Raw genomic sequence first — 17226 nt, 5'->3', positions numbered from 1 at the left:
TCCCTCCGTGCGGAACCTCATTGTACATGCACGTACAGAATATGCATGTACATGGAAGATCTAAACCTGGCGGGTCGGCACCACGGTGATCTCCGGGAGGCTCACGTGGATCGGGCGGCTGACCGCGAAGGCCACGACCTCCGCCAGGTCGGCGGCGGCCAGCGGGTCGATCCTCGTCTTCATGTCCTCCAGCCAGGCCGTTCCCAGTTCGGAGGCGGACAGCAGCTCGGTGACGACGACGCCGGGTTCGAGGTTGGTGACGCGGATGTTCCTGGGCGCCAACTCGTTCCGGAAATTTCGTGACAGGTGGCTGACGGCGGCCTTGGTGGCCGCGTAGACCGCCGCGCCCGGCTCGATCCTGGCGGCCGCGATCGAGGAGACGTTCACCAGGTCGGCGGGCCCGCCCGCCTCGGCGGCGGCCTGGAGGTCGGGCAGGAACGCGCGGAAGACGTGGAGCAGGCCGGCGACGTTGACGTCGAGCTGGCGCCGCCAGTCCGTGGGCGTACCGGGTCCCGGCGTGTCGAGCAGGCCGGGGACGAGGATTCCCGCGGCGTTGACGACGAGGTCGGCCCGGCCCAGCTCCGCGGCGATGCGGCTCCTGGCCGCCTCGACCTCGGCCGGGTCGCTCACGTCGGCGGCCACGGCGAGGGCCCGGTCGCCGATCTGGTCGCGGAGCGCTTCGACGCGCTCCTTCCTGCGGGCCACGAGCGCGACCCGGGCGCCCTGGCCGGCGAGCTTGACGGCCACGGCGGCGCCGATGCCCGAGGAGGCGCCGGTGATGACTGCGATGCGGTTGTCCATGGCTTCATCCTGGGAAGGCGCCGACGGGGTAACCAGGACCGTGCCGAGGGTGGTACTCGCAGGGTCAGGCGCCGCGTGGGGAGATGTCCGACAATGGGGTCATGGGCAATGACCTCGGGGAGTTCCTGCGATCGCGCCGCGCCAGGGTGCGGCCCTCCGACGCCGGCCTGCCCACGTACGGCGAGCGCCGCCGGGTGGCCGGGCTGCGCAGGGAAGAGGTCGCGGTGCTTGCCGGGGTCAGCGTGCCGTACTACGTCCGGCTGGAGCAGGGGCGGGCGGGCAACGTCTCCGCCGAGGTGCTGAACGCCGTGGCCCGCGTGCTCGGCCTGGACGACACCGAACGCGCCCATCTGCACGACCTCGCCCGCCCGGCGAGCGGCAAGGCGGTGACGTCCCCGGTGGAGCGGGTCCGTCCCACGCTCAGGCGGGTGCTCGACTCCATGCCCGACATCCCCGCCTTCGTCATGGGCCGCAGAACCGACATGCTGGCCTGCAACCGGCTGGCCGCCCTGCTGTTCTGGAACCGGCCCACTCCGCCGGAGGGCCCGTTGAACTGCGCCCGCCTGGTCTTCCTCGACGAGCACACCCGATCCCTGTTCCGTGACTGGGAGCACAAGGCCCGCGAGACGGTGGCGTTCCTGCGGCTGGACGCGGGCCGCCACCCCGGGGACCGGGAACTGGCCGCGCTGGTGGGCGAGCTGTCGGTCAAGAGCGAGGACTTCCGCCGCCTGTGGGCCGAGCGCGAGGTCCGGGAGCGGTCGGCCGGGCGCAACATCCTGGACCACCCGCTCGCCGGCGAACTGGTGCTCGACTACGACAGCCTGCGGCCGGGCGAGCAGGGCGACCAGGTTCTGGTCACCTACCTGGCCGAGCCGGGCTCGCCTACCGAGGAGGCGCTGCGGTTTCTGGCGAGCTGGCATGCGGCCGAAACCGTGCGAGACGTCTAAAGCACCTCATCTCGGGCACTTGGGGGTCTCAACGACCTTCAGGAGGAATCGGTGAGCCAGGCAGAGACCGCGGCCCGCCAAGCGGCCGACAGTCCAGCCATGGTACGGCTGGCCCGCATCGGGCTCGCCTGCCGTGGCGTGCTCTACGGCCTGATCGGAGTGCTCGCCGTCCAGATCGCACTGGGCGACGGCGACCAGGAGGCCGACAAGAACGGCGCCATCGGCATGATCGCCGACCTGCCCTTCGGGGCCGTGGTCCTGTGGATCATGGTCGTCGGGTTCGCCGCGCTGGCGCTCTGGCAGCTGTCAGAAGTCTTCTTCGGCAGCAGGAAGGCCCTGGACCGCGCCGAGTCGGTGGGCAGGGTGGCGGTGTACGTGTTCATCGTCTTCACGCTGCTGACCGTGCTGCTGTCCGGGAGCGCGAAGTCGGAGGACAAGAAGTCGCAGGACGTCACCGGCGACCTGCTCTCGCTGCCCGCCGGGCAGGTCATCGTCACCGTCATCGGGCTGGGGCTGATCGCGCTGGGCGCGTACTGGGTCTACCAGGGTGTGAAGAAGAAGTTCCGCGAAGAGCTGGACATCGGCCGGATGCCGCCGCGCGCCCGCAAGGTGATGGACCGCCTGGGCATCGCCGGCTACACCGCCCGCGGACTGATCGCCGGGCTGGCCGGGATCTTCGTGGTCCAGGCGGCGCTCACCTTCGACCCCGACAAGGTCAGCGGCATCGACGGCACGCTCAGGGCCTTCGCCAAGACCCCGGTGGGCCCGTGGCTGCTCGTGGTGGTCGCGCTCGGGCTGCTGCTGTTCGCCGGCTACTGCTTCGGGGAGTCGCGCTGGCGCCGGACATGAGACTCGACGACTGGTTCCTCACCGAGGACGAACGCGGGAACCCCGGGACCAAGCTCGAAGCCTGGACCCGGGGCAACCTCGTCCGCCCGCTCATCCACGGCGCCACCTACTTCGCCGAACTCCGGGATCGCCTGGCCGACCTGGGCCGCGACGACCTGCTGCTGTTCGCCGACTGGCGGGGCGACCCGGACGAGCGCCTGGCCAAGGACGGCCCGGCCGTCGCGAGCGCGATGGCCGCGGCCGCGCAGAGGGGCGCGCTGGTCAGGGGCCTCATCTGGCGTTCGCACCTGGACTTCCTGCGCTTCAGCGCCGAGGAGAACCGCCACCTGGGCGAGCGGATCGAGGCCGCCGGCGGCCAGTGCCTCCTCGACACCCGCGTACGGCACGGCGGCTCCCACCACCAGAAGTTCGTGATCCTGCGCCACGACCGCGACACACGACGGGACGTCGCCTTCGTCGGCGGCATCGACCTGTGCCACAGCCGCCGCGACGACGTCACCCACCAGGGTGACCCGCAGGCCGCCCCGATGCCCGGCGCGTACGGCGCGCGCCCGCCCTGGCACGACGCCCAGGTGGCGATCAGCGGCCCGGCGGTGGCCGAGGTGGAGAAGGTCTTCTGTGAACGCTGGGAGGACCCGGCGCCGGAGACCCGCCAGCCGTTCAGGCGCCTGCGCGACCGCCTGAGCAAGATGGACGACGCGCCCCCGTTGCCCGAGCCGGGCCCGCCGCCGGAGCCCGCGGGCACCCACGCGGTGCAACTGCTGCGGACCTACCCGCATCTGCGCAAGGCTCTGCCGTTCGCGCCGGAGGGCGAGCGCAGCGTGGCGCGGGCCTACCTCAAGGTCCTGGCCCGCGCCCGTTCGCTGGTCTACCTGGAGGACCAGTACCTGTGGTCCACGGAGGTCATCGAGCCGTTCGCCGAGGCGCTGGAGCGCGAACCCGGCCTTCACATGATCATCGTGGTGCCACGCCACCCCGACCAGGACGGCTGGCTGGCGGGCCCGGCCAGCCTGATCGGCCGCGCGGAGGCGCTGGACCGGCTGACGCGCGCCGGGGGCGGCCGCATCGCCATCTACGACCTGGAGAACCACGAGGGCACGCCCGTCTACGTGCACGCGAAGGTCTGCGTGGTGGACGACGTCTGGGCCACGATCGGCTCCGACAACGTCAACCTGCGCTCCTGGACGTTCGACTCCGAGCTGAGCTGCGCGGTGGTCGACGAGGAGCCCGATCCGCGCCCGCCCGCCGGCGCGCGGCGCTTCGCCCGCGACCTGCGTCTCACGCTGGCCGCCGAGCACCTGGACCGCGACGAGGACGACGTCCTTGACCTGTGCGATCCGAAGGCGGCCTTCGAGGCGTTCGCCGAGTCCGCCGCGCGGCTGGACGCCTGGCACGAGAACGACCGGCGCGGCCCCCGCCCGCCCGGCCGCCTGCGCCGCCATGGCCGTCCTGAGCTGGGGCGGGTGAGCAAGGCGCTGGCGATGCCCCTCTACCGTCTCGTCGTCGACCCGGATGGCCGGCCGCCGCGGCTGCGCCGTACCAAGGACTTCTGATGCCCCGCTTCGGTCTCAGGCTCACGCTCGCCGTCGTCGTCGCCCTCTGCGCGGGTGCGCTCTTCGCCGCGCTCACGCTTCTGGTCGAGGCGGCTTTTCCGCCGCTGTGGCAGCTCGACCGCGAGACCGCGTACGGCATGCACGCCGTCGCCACGGCCAACCCGGAGCTGACCCGGTGGATGCTGACCTGGACGGACGTGTTCGGTCCCTGGCCGTGGCGGCTGGCGGTGATCGCGGTCGCGGCGTGGCTGGCCTGGCAGGGCGCCTCCCGGCCGGCGGTCTGGGCGATGGTCACGATCACCGCGGGCGGGGTGCTCGGCCTGCTGCTGAAGATCGTCGTCGGCCGGATCAGGCCGGAACTGCCCGACCCGGTCTCGACCGCGCCCGGCGAGGCGTTCCCCTCCGGGCACGCGCTGACCGCCACGCTCGGCGCCGGGGTGCTCGTGCTGCTTCTCCTGCCCCGGCTGCGCGGGGCGGGCAAGGTGCTGGCGTGGGGGATCGCGGCGTTCCTCGCGGTGTCGGTGGCCGCCACGCGCGTGGCGCTCGGCGTGCACTGGGTCAGCGACGCGGTGGGCGGGGTGCTGCTCGGACTGCTGGTGATCGCCGCCACGACGGCGGCCTTCGAGGGCTGGCGCCGCGACATGGGCAAGGAGCCCGCCGAACCGCTGGTAGAAGGCGTGGAACCGGAGGTGGCGCGACGTGCGTGACATCATCGACCGGTTATGGCCCGCCGTCGTGTGGCTGTTGCTGATGACGGCGGCGACGTTCGCGCTGGGGGAACTGGTCGAGCGTTCCGACTGGGCAGAGCCGGGCGTCATGGCGGACATCGCCGCCGAGCGCGTGCCGCTCCTGAATCAGGCCACCCACATCGGCAGCAGCCTGTCCGACACCCCCGTCATCGTGGTGCTCACCGCGCTGGCGGCGATCGGGTTCCGGCTGGCGCTGGGTCGCTGGCGGGAGTCGGTGTTCCTGGTCGCGGCGGTGTGGTCGCAGTCGCTGGTGTTCCTGGCGACCAGCGCGCTCGTGGCCAGGAGCCGTCCGCCGGTGGCGCACCTGGACGCCGCGCCGCCGACGAGCAGCTGGCCGTCCGGGCACGTCAGCGCCGCCGTCTGCTTCTACGGCGGCCTGGCCGTCCTGCTGGCGATCCATCTGCACGGGCACCGGGTGCTGACCGGGCTGGTCTGGGCGATGGGCGCCGGGCTGCCGCTGATCGTGGCGGCCTCCCGGCTCTACCGGGGCATGCACTACGTCACCGACGTGGTGTGGGGGCTGGTGCTCGGGGTGTTCTGTCTGGCGGTGATGATCCGCGCGGTGCTCAGATGAGCACGTGCGGGCCGGGGTGGCCGACGAAGGAGAACTGGGCGTTGCGGGTCAGCTTGATGTGGTCGGCCTGCCAGGTGTGCATGCTGGCGTCCGCGCTGCGCCAGTAGACGAAGTTGAAGCGGTCGGCCGAGTAGATCTTGACTCCGTCCTCCTTCAGGCGGCGGACCAGGTGGGTGTCCTCGCCGCGGGTGATGTCGGCGAAGGGGTAGGCGCGGAACATCTCGGCCTTGCCGAGGAACGTGCCGCCCTGGACCAGGAAGGAGTAGCGGTGCTCCAGGCCGGGCAGGCGGAGCATCGTGGTGTTGGAGCCCTCGAAGTAGCTGTAGTGCGCGCCCTTGCCGACGAGCTGGGCGTCGGTGTAGTCGAAGGCGCGGGCCAGGTCGGACAGGTAGTGCTCGCCGTACAGGTTGTCGTCGTCCATCTTGGCGATCAGCTCGCCCTCGGCGGCCGCGATGCCGAGGTTCATGCACGCGCCGAGCGACAGCTCCGCGGCGGCCGGCAGCACGGTCACGTCGCTGATGCCCGCCATGCGCGCCTTGTCGGCCACGACGACGGGGTCGATGTCGAGGCCGTGCAGCACCATCACGAGCTGCAGCGGGCGGTGGATCTGCTTGGCCACCGAGGAGATCGCGTGCTCGATCTGGGAGGCGCGGTTGGTGGGCAGCACGACCGAGATCGAGCGCTCGCCGGCGCTGACCGGGCGGCCCAGCAGCCGCAGGATCTGGTCGACGCGGTGGGAGAACAGGTGCTTGTCGAACACCTCGCGCATGGCCAGGTGGCCCATGCGGGCGCGCAACTCGGGGCTGTTGACGAGGTGCAGCACCTGGTTGTAGGACTCGATCGGCTCGCGGGCGATCGGGATCAGCTCGCCGAACGTCTCCTCGATCGCGCGCGACCAGCCGGTGACGACCGGGGTGGAGCAGGCCGACAGCTCGAAGACGCGGCGCGCGCACATGGTCGGGGAGTCGAGCACGGAGTTGACGTTGAGGAAGACCTTGTACATGCGGTACGCGGCCAGCATCTGGTCGTAGGGGAGCTCGCCGACGATGTGCGGGCGGTACTTCTCCGGCCAGGCGTACTTCTCGTCCACCTCGCCGTTGCGGGCGAAGATGTGCAGGCCCAGCTCGCGTACCGGGTCGAGGACGGTCTCCATCTGCTCGCGGCGCTCGGGGTGCTTGTCGCGGAAGTACATGCCGGCGAAGACCACGTCGTGCAGGCGGCCCTGCTTCTGCTGGATCGGGTTGTGCACGCGGGGCTGGGCGGCGAACTGCAGCACGTCCACCCGGTCGTGTCCCAGTGTTTCCCGATATTTCGGCAGCATGTCGCCGTCGCAGGTGAACACGTAGTCGAACAGCTTGGCCGTGTCGATGAAGAAGTCGAAGTTCGGCGGGTCCTCCTTGTTCCAGAAGACCGTGGGGATGCCCTCCTGTTTGCACCAGGCCACCAGGTCCCGCAGCGGGTCCTTGGGAGCGTTGGTGCCGGTCATCTGGTAGCGCCAGCGGCCCTGGTTGCCGTGCCAGGCCGACTCGCAGAACAGCAGGTCGGGCCGCTTCTCGGCGAAGATCTCCGGCCAGTCCTTGAGCCCGAACTCGATCTGGTCCCACTCGTAGCGGAAGGCCATCCGGGAGAAGTCGTCCAGGATCACGGCCACGCGCAGATCGGGGCGGTTCACCGGGCCCGCCGGCCACTTGATCGCGGGCACGTCGACCAGCGGCGGCCGCTTGCCCGCCTGCTCGATGATCTCGGTCACCGCCTGCTCGGGCGCCTTGGGCGCCTTGTCGTGCGAGCGGACGGCCTTGATGATCTGCCCCGGGCTCTTGGCGCCGAGGGCCTCACCCAGCTTGAACGTCCGCTTGGCCTGCGTGGCCTCCAGCTTCCATCCGGCGTAGGCGGCCTTGGCCTCGGCGATCTCCAGCCGTCGCCGCAGCTCCCTGATGTCGGCCTCGTAACGCTCGACGAGCTTGCGCTCCTCCGGGAGCCAGTTGACGGGACCGAGCCGCTGGTAGGTCGGCTCTTCTGGGGTTTCGGCCATGGTGCTCGCCTATCGCTTCGCGGGGTCAGTCGATGGTACGGCTGCGCCGTACCCCTTGTCCGGGTTTGTGGGGTTATTCGCCCCGAGTGCCCTGCGCGGCCGGAGACAGGTTGTCCCCCTTCAGCCACGCGGCCACGACCCGGGCGATCCGCGGGCCGGCGGCGCCGTCCCACAGGGGCGGCAGCTCGCCCGAGGGCGTCGCCGCGCCGTCGGCCAGCGCCTTGTCCGCGGCGGCCGGCAGCGAGGCCGGGGTGACCAGGCGGTTGGTGCCGTGGGTGATGGTGACCGGGCGCTCGGTGTTGGGCCGCACGGTCAGGCACGGGACGCCGAGCATGGTCGTCTCCTCCTGCACGCCGCCCGAGTCGGTGACGACCAGCGCGGCCCCGCGTACCAGCGAGAGGAACTCGACGTAGCCGAGCGGGTCCACGACCTTGACCGCCGGGCCGTCCACGAGACCGGCCTCGGCCAGCCGGGTACGCCCGCGCGGGTGGATCGGCACGACGAGCGGGATGCGCTCGGCCACGGACAGAACGGAGTCGACCAGCTCCTTGGCGGCGGCCGGGCTGTCGACGTTGGCCGGGCGGTGCAGCGTCGCCACGGCGTAGCGCTCCGGCAGACCCAGCCGCGCCACGATCGGCGCGGGGTCCAGCGCGGGCAGCGCGGAGAAGAGACTGTCGATCATCGGATTGCCGACGAAGTGCACTTTCTCCGGCGCGACGCCCTCGCGCGCGAGGAACTGCAGCGCGTCCGGCGAGGTGGTGAACAGCAGGTCCGACAGCGAGTCGGTGACGATCCTGTTGACCTCCTCCGGCATGCCGCGGTCGAACGAGCGCAGGCCCGCCTCGACGTGCGCGGTCTTGATGCCGAGCTTGGCCGCCACCAGGATCGCGGCCAGCGTGGAGTTGACGTCGCCGTAGACCACGACCAGGTCGGGATCGTGCTCGGTGAAGACCTCTTCGAGGCCGATCAGGAGCGCCGCGGTCTGCTTGGCGTGGGTGCCGGAGCCGACGGCCAGGTTCGCGAGCGGGTCGGGCAGCGCGAGGTCGCGGAAGAAGACGTCAGACATCAACTCGTCGTAGTGCTGACCTGTGTGGATGATGCCCTGACGCACACCGAGTTCGCCGAGTGCTCGGACCACCGGGGCGGCCTTCACGAAGTTGGGCCGGGCGCCCAGAACGTGAAGGACCAGGGGGTTCTCCCTCATTGACCTCGCCTTTCATCGTGAACCTGCGGAAATTAGAGCGACCAGGGAAAAACGTTGCCTATGGTACGGTCACCGCGTGGTATCCGACGCCAGACGCAAGGTTTCCGCCAAGTCGGCCCGAGCGGGCGTCGGCGGACTACTCAAGGGCTTCGTCCAGCACCCGATCATCGTGTCCCGCGTCGTCGTGACGAAGGTGAAGTCGGATCCGGTGCGGGTCGCCCAGGCCGCCGCGGACGCGCTTCCGCCGGTGCTGCGTCCCATCGTGGGCAAGGTCGCCTGGCCCGCCGCCCGCAAGGTGCGCTGGGCGGTGCGGAAGATCAGCATGCGCGCGGTCCAGGCCCCGTGGAACGAGGCAAAGGAGCACTGGGACGCCGGCCGGATCACCGAAGCAGCCCAGGTGCTCGACCCCCACGTCAAATACCCCTTCGTCAAGCGCAGGGCCGCCTACTACCGGGGCGAGCTGGCCGCGATCAGCCCCGATCCGATCCCGCCGAAGCCGGCCGTGGCGATCGGGGTACGGGTCGCCGGGCGGGTGCTGCACTGCGTCACCAACGCCCTGCCGTACACGCAGGCCGGATACACCGTGCGCACCCACCGCATCGTCACCGCGCAGAAGGCCGCCGGGCTCGACCCGCACGTCGTGACCAGCTGGGGCTGGCCGATGCTGCAGGGACACGCGGACGCGACGCCGTTCGAGGAGGTCGACGGCATCCCGTACTACCGGCTTCTGCCGGACGGGCGGGGCGAGATGCCCTTCGAGACCACCGGGCGGATCATCAGGGGCGCCGACGAGGTAACCGGGCTGGTCGAAAAGTTGCGGCCCCAGGTTCTGCACGCGGCGACCGACCATCGCAACGGCTCGGTGGCCCACGCCGTACGTCAGCGGACGGGCACGCCCTTCGTCTACGAGGTACGCGGGTTCCTGGAGGAGACCTGGGTCTCGCGTGACCCCGACGTGCGTACCGGCAGCCAGCGCGCGGTGTTGCAGCGCGAGCGCGAGGCGTTCCTCATGCGCGAGGCCGACGCCGTCGTCACGCTCGCCGAGACGATGGCCACCGAGATCGTCGAGCGCGGGGTGCCGCGCGAGAACATCTACCTGGCGCCCAACGCCGTGGACGACTCACTGCTGAGCGTCTCCTACGACGGCGGCGCGTTCCGCCGGGACATGGGGATCGCCGACGGCGAGATCGTGGTCGGCTCGGTCTCCAGCATCGTCGGTTATGAGGGCTTCGCCACTCTTCTGCGGGCGGCGGCGTACCTGCGCGACCAGGGCACTCCGGTGCGCGCGCTGATCGTCGGCGACGGCAGCGAGCGGGAGAACCTCCTCGAACTGGTCAAGGAGCTGCGCCTGGACAGCGCGATCCTGCCCGGACGGGTCGATCCTGAAGAAGCGCTGAAAGCTCAGGCGGCGATCGACATCTTCGTCTGTCCTCGGGAGGACCTGCGGGTTTGCCGACTCGTTACGCCATTGAAACCCGTCGAGGCGATGGCGCTCGGGAAGCCCGTCGTCCTCAGTGATTTGCCTGCTCTGTCGGAGCTTGTCGGCTCGGACGGCGCCGGTCTGCTCGTGCCGCCCGGAGACCCGGAAGAGCTCGCGAAGGCGCTGGCCGCACTCCGCGAGGACCCCGCCAGACGTGCTGAGATGGGTGAGGCGGGACGGGCTGAAGTGGCCGCCAAGCGGACCTGGAGCCGCGTTGCCGAGACTTATCGAACGCTCTACCGATCCCTAGACGAACGATGACCCGGGATTTGCCTGCCGGTTGTGACGGGTTCGCTCGCATTAGGCGTGAGCTGAGTGGACTTGAGATAACCTTTGCGACCATGAAGTGTTGTTTCCGGCTCGCCAAGGTACAGCTGTGACAGAAATCGACTTGGCTGTCATCGGCCTGGGATACGTCGGCATGCCACTGGCCAAGGAAGCCGTGGCGGCTGGACTGCGGGTCGTCGGCGTCGACGTCGACCCCCGCAAGGTCGACGCGCTCAACGCCGGTCAGTCCTACATCGATGACCTGACGGACGCCGATCTCGAGCACATGCTGGACAACGGCTTCAGCGCCACGCTCGACGAGTCCGTGCTGGCCAAGAGCAACACCATCGTCATCTGCGTGCCCACCCCGCTGGACGAGGACCACCGCCCGGACCTGTCCGCGGTCGAAGGCGCCACCGGCACGGTCGCGCGCAACCTCACCAAGGGCACGCTCGTCGTGCTCGAGTCCACGACCTACCCGGGCACCACCGACAACGTGGCCCGCCCGCTGCTCGAAACCTCGGGTCTCATCGCCGGTCAGGACTTCCACCTGGCCTTCTCGCCCGAGCGCATCGACCCGGGCAACCCCAAGTTCGGCCTGCGGAACACCCCGAAGGTCGTCGGCGGCTACACCACGCCGTGCCGCGACCGCGCCGCCGCGTTCTACGCGCAGTTCATCGAGCAGGTCGTGCCCGTCAGCGGCACCCGCGAGGCCGAGATGGCCAAGCTGCTCGAGAACACCTACCGGCACGTCAACATCGCCCTCGTCAACGAGATGGCGATCTTCTGCGACGAACTCGGCATCAACCTCTGGGAAGCCATCGAGGCGGCGGCCACCAAGCCGTTCGGATTCCAGAAGTTCCTGCCGGGACCGGGCGTCGGCGGGCACTGCATCCCCGTCGACCCGTCCTACCTTTCGTACACGGTACGCAAGCTCGGCTACCCCTTCCGGTTCGTCGAGCTGGCCCAGGAGATCAACGAGCGGATGCCGTCCTACGTGGTGGCCCGCGCGCAACGCCTGCTGAATCGGCATAAGAAGGCCGTCAACGGCGCCAAGGTCGTCATGCTTGGCGTGACCTACAAGGAAGACATCGCCGACGAGCGGGAGACGCCGGCCTTGCCGGTGGCGAGGGCCCTGCTGGAACTGGGCGCCGACCTCTCCTACGTCGACCCGCACGTCAAGGAATGGCTCGTGGACGGCACTCCGGTGCCGCGTGAGGAGGATCTGGCCCAGGCCGTAGTGGAGGCGGACGTGACCCTGCTGCTGCAGAAGCACGCCGCTTTCGACCTCGGGATGATCGAGGAGAAGGCCCGGCTCGTGCTGGACACCCGCGGTGTGCTCACCGAGGGTGAACGCGTCGAGCGGCTGTAGCGACGGAGGCTGCGCGCAGTGCACGTGCTCGTCATGACGGTGGTGCATCACCCCGAGGACGCCAGGATCCTGCACCGGCAGATCCGTGCGCTCGTCGATGCCGGTCATGAGGTCACGTACGCCGCGCCGTACACGGCGCGCGGAGTCGTTCCCCGCTCCTGGGTGAACAGCGTCGACCTGCCGCGCGCCGCCGAGCGCAAGCGGATCTCGGCCGTGCTCGCGGCCCGCAAGCTGTTCAAGCGGATGCGGGCCAAGGTTGACCTGGTGCTGATCCACGACCCCGAACTGCTGTTCGCGGTCTGGGGCGTGCGCAAGCGCCCGCCCGTGGTCTGGGACGTGCACGAGGACACGCCGGCGACGCTCTCGCTCAAGCACTGGCTGCCGTCGTTCCTGCGCCCGCCGGTCCGCTTCTTCGCCAGGCTCCTCGAGGGTACGGCGGAGCGTCACCTTCACCTGCTGCTGGCCGAGACCGCGTACGCGGGCCGGTTCAAGCACGCCCACCTGATCGTGCCCAACGAGACATGGGTGCCCGACACCGTCACCGCCCCGGGCGGCGACCGGGTCGTCTACCTCGGCTGGCTGTCGTGGGCACGCGGCGTACGCGAGGCGGTCGAGGTGGCCCGCATCCTGCAGCCGTACAAGGTGTCGGTCGAGCTGATCGGCTACGCCGACCCGCAGAGCCGTCCCATGCTCAACGAGGCCGTGGCGGAAGGCGTGCTCGAATGGCGCGACTTCATGCCCAACGACGAGGCGCTCAAGCGGCTCGACGGCGCTCTGGCCGGGCTCTCGCTGCTCCACGACGAGCCCAACTACCGCCACTCCATGCCCACGAAGATCGTGGAGTACATGGCGCACGGCATCCCCGTGATCACCACCCCGTCGCCGCGCGCGGTGGAGCTGGTGGAGCGATACGACAGCGGCGTCGTCGTACCGTGGCAGGATCCCAAGGCCGTGGCCCAGGCGGTGCTGACGCTCCGCGACGACGTGCGCGAACGGCAGGGCCAGGGCGCCCGCGGCTACGCGGCGGCCCGTGCCAACCACCATTGGCCGAACTCCGCCAAGCGGTTCGTGGCCCAGCTTGAGGCGTGGGCCGGGGTGAAGAAGTAGCTCTGGCTGTTTATTTCCGGCACATCACGAGGGCGGTAGGTTCCTGAACGTGCGCTGGCTCCTCGTCCTCCTGGGCGTAGCGGTCCTCGCCGCGGTAGCGGCTGTGGTCATCGTGCTGCCCTCCTCCTCGGAGAAACCGATCAAGACCAGCAGCAAGCCGGTCGCGAGCCCCACCAAGGAACAGCCGACGCCACAGGTCACCGAGTTCAGCGACCCGTGCGGCACCTTCGACACCGACGAGAAGTACACCTACGCCGTCACCGGCTACTGGATCATGCCGAAGTCGAACCCGTGCACCTGGCGCCACCAGTTCCAGGAGATCCACCGGGTCGGCGGCGACACCGTCATCAGGATCGGGTACGGCATGCAGTACCGGCCGATCGACGACCAGGGACGCATCCTGCGCCGCGACAACAACCAGGTCGACGACCTCTACGCCGACTGCGTCGAGAACGGCAGGACCTGCCGGCAGGCGGCGGACGACGACCTCAAGAAGTTCAACCCGGGCAACCGCATCGCCAGGACCTTCGTCTACCGGACCGACGAGTCGTACAGCACGAGCATTTTCCGCTGCACCGACGTGGAACGGACCATCAAGGTCGGCAAGCGCGTCTACTTCCGCCTCATCGCGCCCATGGACGGCTCCGACGACGCGAGCTGCAACTTCGACGGGGCCGGCAAGTACGACCTCATCCTTATCGCCGCGTCCGAGATGGACAGCCTCACCCAGCTACTCAAGCTGGGCGACCAGTTCGGCGTCCGGGTCTTCCCCGCGCTGCCGCTGGCCCCCCGCGACCAGAAGACCCCGACCAGGGCCAACCCCGCCCACATCGGTGCCCTGACCACGCTCACCCGCCGCATCCTGCAGGACTACGGCGCCCGCTTCGACGGCCGCGCCGCACTCGGCGGCGTCTACCAGCCCTTCGAAGTACAGATGGGCGCCACGCTCACCAGCAACCCCACGCTCCACGTGTACGCCGACCAGCACGAGATCGTCGAACAGGAGCTTCCCGACAAGCCCATCCTGATCAGCCCTTACATGGACGCCAGGAAGCGGGTCGGTTTCGGCCAGACACCGCTGCAGGTGGCCGAGGCGTTCAAGGCACTGGCCAGGACCGGCGTCGGCATCATCGCCCCGCAGGACAGCCGGGGCACCGGCAAGGTCGGCCTCTTCTGGCCCGACCAGCGCGGCGACGAGGTCGACCCCCGCCTGCGGCCGCTCGTGGGCGAGAGCACGTACGGCGACACCTACCACGGCTCCACCCGCGACTACTACCGCGAGATGTCCATCGCCCGCGAGCAGATGCTCGCGGAAGGCTTCAAGGTGGACCTCTGGGCCAACGTCGAAGCCTTCGAACCCTCCGGCGACCAGCCCTGCACACCCCAGGGCACCCGCGGCAAGACCGACAAGAAGCGCCTCGACCAGGCCGTGACCATGGCCGGCCGCTACGTGCAGAAGGTCGTCTCCTACATGTGGAGCGACTACATGACCTGCGGCGACCCTTCCCTGGAGAAGGAGATCATCAAGGACTACGCCCGCCCCATCGTCGTGGACGCCATCCGCCGCAACCGCGACATCCAGGACGGCATGGAGGTACGCGGCTACAACCTCGAAGGCGGCAGCGTCACCGTCGAATGGAGCGGCGGCACCAAGGACCTCGACATCGCGGGCGTGGGCTGGCTGGACAAGGCTCCCCAGGACCCCAGCCTCGCCAAAGGTCTGCAGACCGCGTGGGTACCCTTCGACTGGTCGCAGGTGCCGCCCGGCGAATGGATCCGCATCGGGGTGAAGCTCCCCTCCGGACAGGCGGCGACGGAACCGCTTCGGGTCCGGATCAGCGTGTAACGTGCGGAGCATGGTGCCGAGCGTCCCGGTGAGCGTGGACCTGGTCGTGCTCACGGTGCGCTGCCAGGCATTGAGCGCGCTGGTCTGGCGCCGGGACAACCCGCCCTTTCTCCGGCGGTGGTCGTTGTCAGGTGGCTTCATCCAGCTCGACGAGGACCTGCCGGACGCGGCCCGCCGCATCCTGGCCGAACGGGCGGGCCTGCCCGGCGCGCCCGTGCACCTGGAGCAGCTGCAGACGTACGGCTACCCCGACCGGGACCCGAGACAGCGTGTGCTGAGCGTGGCCTATCTGGGACTGGCCCCCGACCTGCCCGCCTCCGAGAAGGCGCACATGGCGTGGATCCCGGCGGCCGAACTGACCGTGATGGCCTTCGACCACCGGCGCATCATGCTGGACGCCATCGAACGGGCACGGGCGAAGCTGGAGTACACGTCGCTGGGCGCGGCCTTCTGCCCACCGGAGTTCACGGTGGCGGACCTGAGACGGGTGTACGAGATCGTGTGGGGCAGACTCCTGGACCCCCGCAACTTCCACAGAAAGGTCACCAAGGCGGAAGGCTTCCTGGTGGAAACCGGCGCCACCACCACCCGGGACGGCGGCCGCCCGGCCAAACTCTACAAACGCGGCCCAGCCGAACTCCTCCACCCCCCGATGCTGCGCTCCTAAAGGGCAAGGACTTCGCTTCGCTCAGGCGCCCTTCCCAAGGCCAAAGGACTTCGCTGTCGCTCAGACGCTTTTCCAGGCCCGCCCGTTGCCCAGCTGGAGTGTTGACCAGCTGATGCCCGCCCCGCCACAAACGTGGTCGCTTCGCTCCCGCGTTCCTCCAGTCGGGCCGGGGGCCCGACCCCTGTAGGACTTCGCTTCGCTCAGGCGCCTTCCTCAAGGGGGCAAGCCCAGGCACAGCAGGCTGGACACGAGCTGCCGCTCGGTATTCAGTCGCCGCAGGCGATCGACAGCACATTTGGCCGGGCGGGGGAAGAAGCGGCGCAGGGCATGATGGCTGCGGCCCGGAGCCATAGACTCGCTGGTGAGTCTGCGTACATCTCGGCGGAGGAGGCGCACTGGTGGCGTACCTGCCCATGACCATGACCGAACTCGGCGCCCGGCTCGTGGCCGCCGAGGACGACCGGGTCCGCTGGAAACTCGTATGGGAGTTTCTTGAGGAGTACCGGTGGGAGGAATCGGAGCGCCAGTTGCCGCTGCTGCGGGAGGAACCCGAACCGGTTGGGGACGAGCGCTGGGATGTCCTGCTGGCCGCATTGGCTGAGCACCTGGCGGCTCGACACGACGCGGCTCCGCCGGAATGGACGGTGTCGCGGGTCCTGCGGACACCATGGTTCGTCTCTGAGCTTCCGTCGAAGCGGGCTGAGGCACTTGTGTGGGCGCCGGCGGCGTTCCGCAAGCACGGCGTGTTTCTTGCCGGCAGCGACCTGGAGGCAGCATGACGTCAGACGGACTGCTCGGACGCGCGGAATCGGAGCAGGCGTTTACGGCGCTGGGCGAACGCCTGGTGCGGCGGGGCGTGGTCGCGGACCTGTTCATCGTCGGAGGAGCCGCGATGGCGCTGGCCCATGACGCTGTGCGGTGACAAGGGATGTCGATGCCTTGTTCCTGCCGCACGGTGTCGTACTGGAAGAGGCGCGGGCAGTGGCGGCACAACTCGACTTGCCGCCGTGGTGGCTGAATGAGCAGGCCAGTGTCTATATCTCGGGAGAGCCGGATCCGGGTAAGCGTCGGGTCTTCGACCATCCGGGGTTGAGGGTGATGGCCGCGTCGCCAGAGCATGTGTTCGCGATGAAGGCAATGGCGGCACGGACGCGCGACATCGATGATCTGCTTAGCCTGGCGACGCTGGTGGGGATCACGTCTTCGGCTGAGGCAGTGGAGTGCTGCGACAGGTTCTTTCCCGGTGAAGAGATCGGGCCGCGTGCTCTGGCTGTGCTCAAGGACCTATTTGACAATGGCTCGTAATCGGGCGCGTCGAAACTCCCTAAGAGGTTTTCTTCTGAGTGAGTGCGAAGAGGACGGTCATGTCGTGGTCCTCGTAGGCGGTTACGGTGCGGGTTGCGCGGTCTGGGGTGAGGAGGGTGATGTGGTTGGGTAGGGAGGTTGGGTCGAGGGTGACTTTGTAGGTTCCGGGGTGAGGTACTTGGAGGGTCCAGGTGCCTTGGGTGTTTGTTTTGGGTTCGCCGATGAGTTTTCCGTTCGCGTCTTCCACGCGAATTTTTGCGCCGACCACTGGTTGACCTTGGTGTGCCAGGCGGCCTTTGAGGTTTTCGGGTACTTCTGACGTCGATGGTGGGGTGGCGGCGCTGTCGCTTGCTGCCTTCGGGTTCGCGGGTGAAACGCCGGTATCAGCGCAGGAAGTGATCGCGAAAGCCGCGACTGTAAACGATGCGAGCAGCATCTGACGTGGTGACGAATGGCGTATGTGTCTCATGCTC

16 protein-coding genes and 1 pseudogene are annotated in these 17226 nt (G+C 69.3%); 13 read left to right on the top strand and 4 right to left on the bottom strand.

Going from position 1 to position 17226, the window contains the following annotated elements; genetic code table 11:
* Positions 1-60 precede the first annotated feature (60 nt).
* Positions 61-801: an SDR family oxidoreductase gene (locus ACIBKY_RS53780; protein WP_397110238.1), complete on the bottom strand. Its 741-nt coding sequence runs from the start codon at positions 799-801 to the stop codon at positions 61-63.
* 101 nt (positions 802-902) lie between these two features.
* On the opposite strand from ACIBKY_RS53780, the gene ACIBKY_RS53775 reads away from it, so the two are divergent.
* From ACIBKY_RS53775 to ACIBKY_RS53755, 5 genes are read left to right on the top strand one after another with little or no spacing between them, the layout of a single operon-like run.
* Positions 903-1748, top strand: a complete 846-nt coding sequence (locus ACIBKY_RS53775; protein WP_397110236.1) for a helix-turn-helix transcriptional regulator — start codon at positions 903-905, stop codon at positions 1746-1748.
* 51 nt (positions 1749-1799) lie between these two features.
* A complete protein-coding gene (locus tag ACIBKY_RS53770) occupies positions 1800-2597 on the top strand; it encodes a DUF1206 domain-containing protein (RefSeq protein ID WP_397110234.1) in 798 nt (265 codons plus the stop codon).
* Positions 2594-4150, top strand: coding sequence for a phospholipase D family protein (locus ACIBKY_RS53765; RefSeq protein WP_397110232.1), 1557 nt, complete (start codon positions 2594-2596; stop codon positions 4148-4150). The genes ACIBKY_RS53770 and ACIBKY_RS53765 overlap by 4 nt, the downstream gene beginning before the upstream one ends.
* Entirely contained in the window at positions 4150-4857 is a 708-nt protein-coding gene (locus ACIBKY_RS53760) for a phosphatase PAP2 family protein (protein ID WP_397110230.1), read from the top strand. Before ACIBKY_RS53765 ends, ACIBKY_RS53760 begins: the two co-directional genes overlap by 1 nt.
* A complete protein-coding gene (locus tag ACIBKY_RS53755; RefSeq protein ID WP_397110228.1) occupies positions 4850-5473 on the top strand; it encodes a phosphatase PAP2 family protein in 624 nt (207 codons plus the stop codon). Before ACIBKY_RS53760 ends, ACIBKY_RS53755 begins: the two co-directional genes overlap by 8 nt.
* Here the strand turns inward: ACIBKY_RS53755 and ACIBKY_RS53750 are convergent.
* Both ACIBKY_RS53750 and wecB read right to left on the bottom strand, forming a co-directional pair.
* Positions 5466-7505: a glycosyltransferase gene (locus ACIBKY_RS53750; RefSeq protein WP_379631568.1), complete on the bottom strand. Its 2040-nt coding sequence runs from the start codon at positions 7503-7505 to the stop codon at positions 5466-5468. The two genes, ACIBKY_RS53755 and ACIBKY_RS53750, sit on opposite strands and share 8 nt — an antisense overlap.
* A gap of 73 nt (positions 7506-7578) precedes the next feature.
* Positions 7579-8709: a non-hydrolyzing UDP-N-acetylglucosamine 2-epimerase gene (gene wecB / locus ACIBKY_RS53745; protein WP_397110226.1), complete on the bottom strand. Its 1131-nt coding sequence runs from the start codon at positions 8707-8709 to the stop codon at positions 7579-7581.
* A 76-nt stretch (positions 8710-8785) separates the two neighbouring features.
* Between wecB and ACIBKY_RS53740 the strand changes: the two genes are divergently transcribed.
* The 8 genes from ACIBKY_RS53740 to ACIBKY_RS53705 all read left to right on the top strand — a co-directional run bounded on the left by ACIBKY_RS53740 (position 8786) and on the right by ACIBKY_RS53705 (position 16753).
* Positions 8786-10450: a glycosyltransferase family 4 protein gene (locus ACIBKY_RS53740; protein ID WP_397110224.1), complete on the top strand. Its 1665-nt coding sequence runs from the start codon at positions 8786-8788 to the stop codon at positions 10448-10450.
* A 115-nt stretch (positions 10451-10565) separates the two neighbouring features.
* Positions 10566-11828 (top strand): nucleotide sugar dehydrogenase, encoded by a 1263-nt coding sequence (locus ACIBKY_RS53735; RefSeq protein WP_379611199.1) that lies wholly within the window; start codon positions 10566-10568, stop codon positions 11826-11828.
* Positions 11829-11846: 18 nt separating this feature from the next.
* Complete coding sequence (locus ACIBKY_RS53730; protein ID WP_397110222.1) at positions 11847-12935, top strand: glycosyltransferase; 1089 nt, start codon at positions 11847-11849, stop codon at positions 12933-12935.
* Between the two features lie 49 nt (positions 12936-12984).
* Positions 12985-14781 carry a DUF4434 domain-containing protein gene (locus ACIBKY_RS53725; protein ID WP_397110220.1) on the top strand — a complete coding sequence of 599 codons (1797 nt, stop codon included), beginning with the start codon at positions 12985-12987 and terminating at the stop codon, positions 14779-14781.
* A 10-nt stretch (positions 14782-14791) separates the two neighbouring features.
* The gene (locus ACIBKY_RS53720) at positions 14792-15448 is read left to right on the top strand and encodes an NrtR DNA-binding winged helix domain-containing protein (RefSeq protein ID WP_184958899.1); all 657 of its coding nucleotides are present in this window, start codon (positions 14792-14794) and stop codon (positions 15446-15448) included.
* Between the two features lie 398 nt (positions 15449-15846).
* Positions 15847-16227 carry a hypothetical protein gene (locus tag ACIBKY_RS53715; protein ID WP_397110218.1) on the top strand — a complete coding sequence of 127 codons (381 nt, stop codon included), beginning with the start codon at positions 15847-15849 and terminating at the stop codon, positions 16225-16227.
* On the top strand, positions 16224-16370 hold the full coding sequence (locus ACIBKY_RS53710; protein WP_397110216.1) for a hypothetical protein: 147 nt from the start codon (positions 16224-16226) through the stop codon (positions 16368-16370). Before ACIBKY_RS53715 ends, ACIBKY_RS53710 begins: the two co-directional genes overlap by 4 nt.
* Positions 16367-16753 carry a hypothetical protein gene (locus ACIBKY_RS53705; RefSeq protein WP_397110214.1) on the top strand — a complete coding sequence of 129 codons (387 nt, stop codon included), beginning with the start codon at positions 16367-16369 and terminating at the stop codon, positions 16751-16753. The genes ACIBKY_RS53710 and ACIBKY_RS53705 overlap by 4 nt, the downstream gene beginning before the upstream one ends.
* 19 nt (positions 16754-16772) lie before the next feature.
* Here ACIBKY_RS53705 and ACIBKY_RS53700 read toward each other — a convergent pair.
* Positions 16773-17226, bottom strand: a pseudogene (locus tag ACIBKY_RS53700) (hypothetical protein); the annotation flags it as partial.

Origin of the sequence: Nonomuraea sp. NPDC050394 (assembly GCF_044459065.1) — a bacterium.
GTDB lineage: Bacteria > Actinomycetota > Actinomycetes > Streptosporangiales > Streptosporangiaceae > Nonomuraea.
The sequence above is the reverse complement of the archived record's forward strand: the minus strand, read 5'-3'. Positions and strand labels throughout refer to the sequence as shown.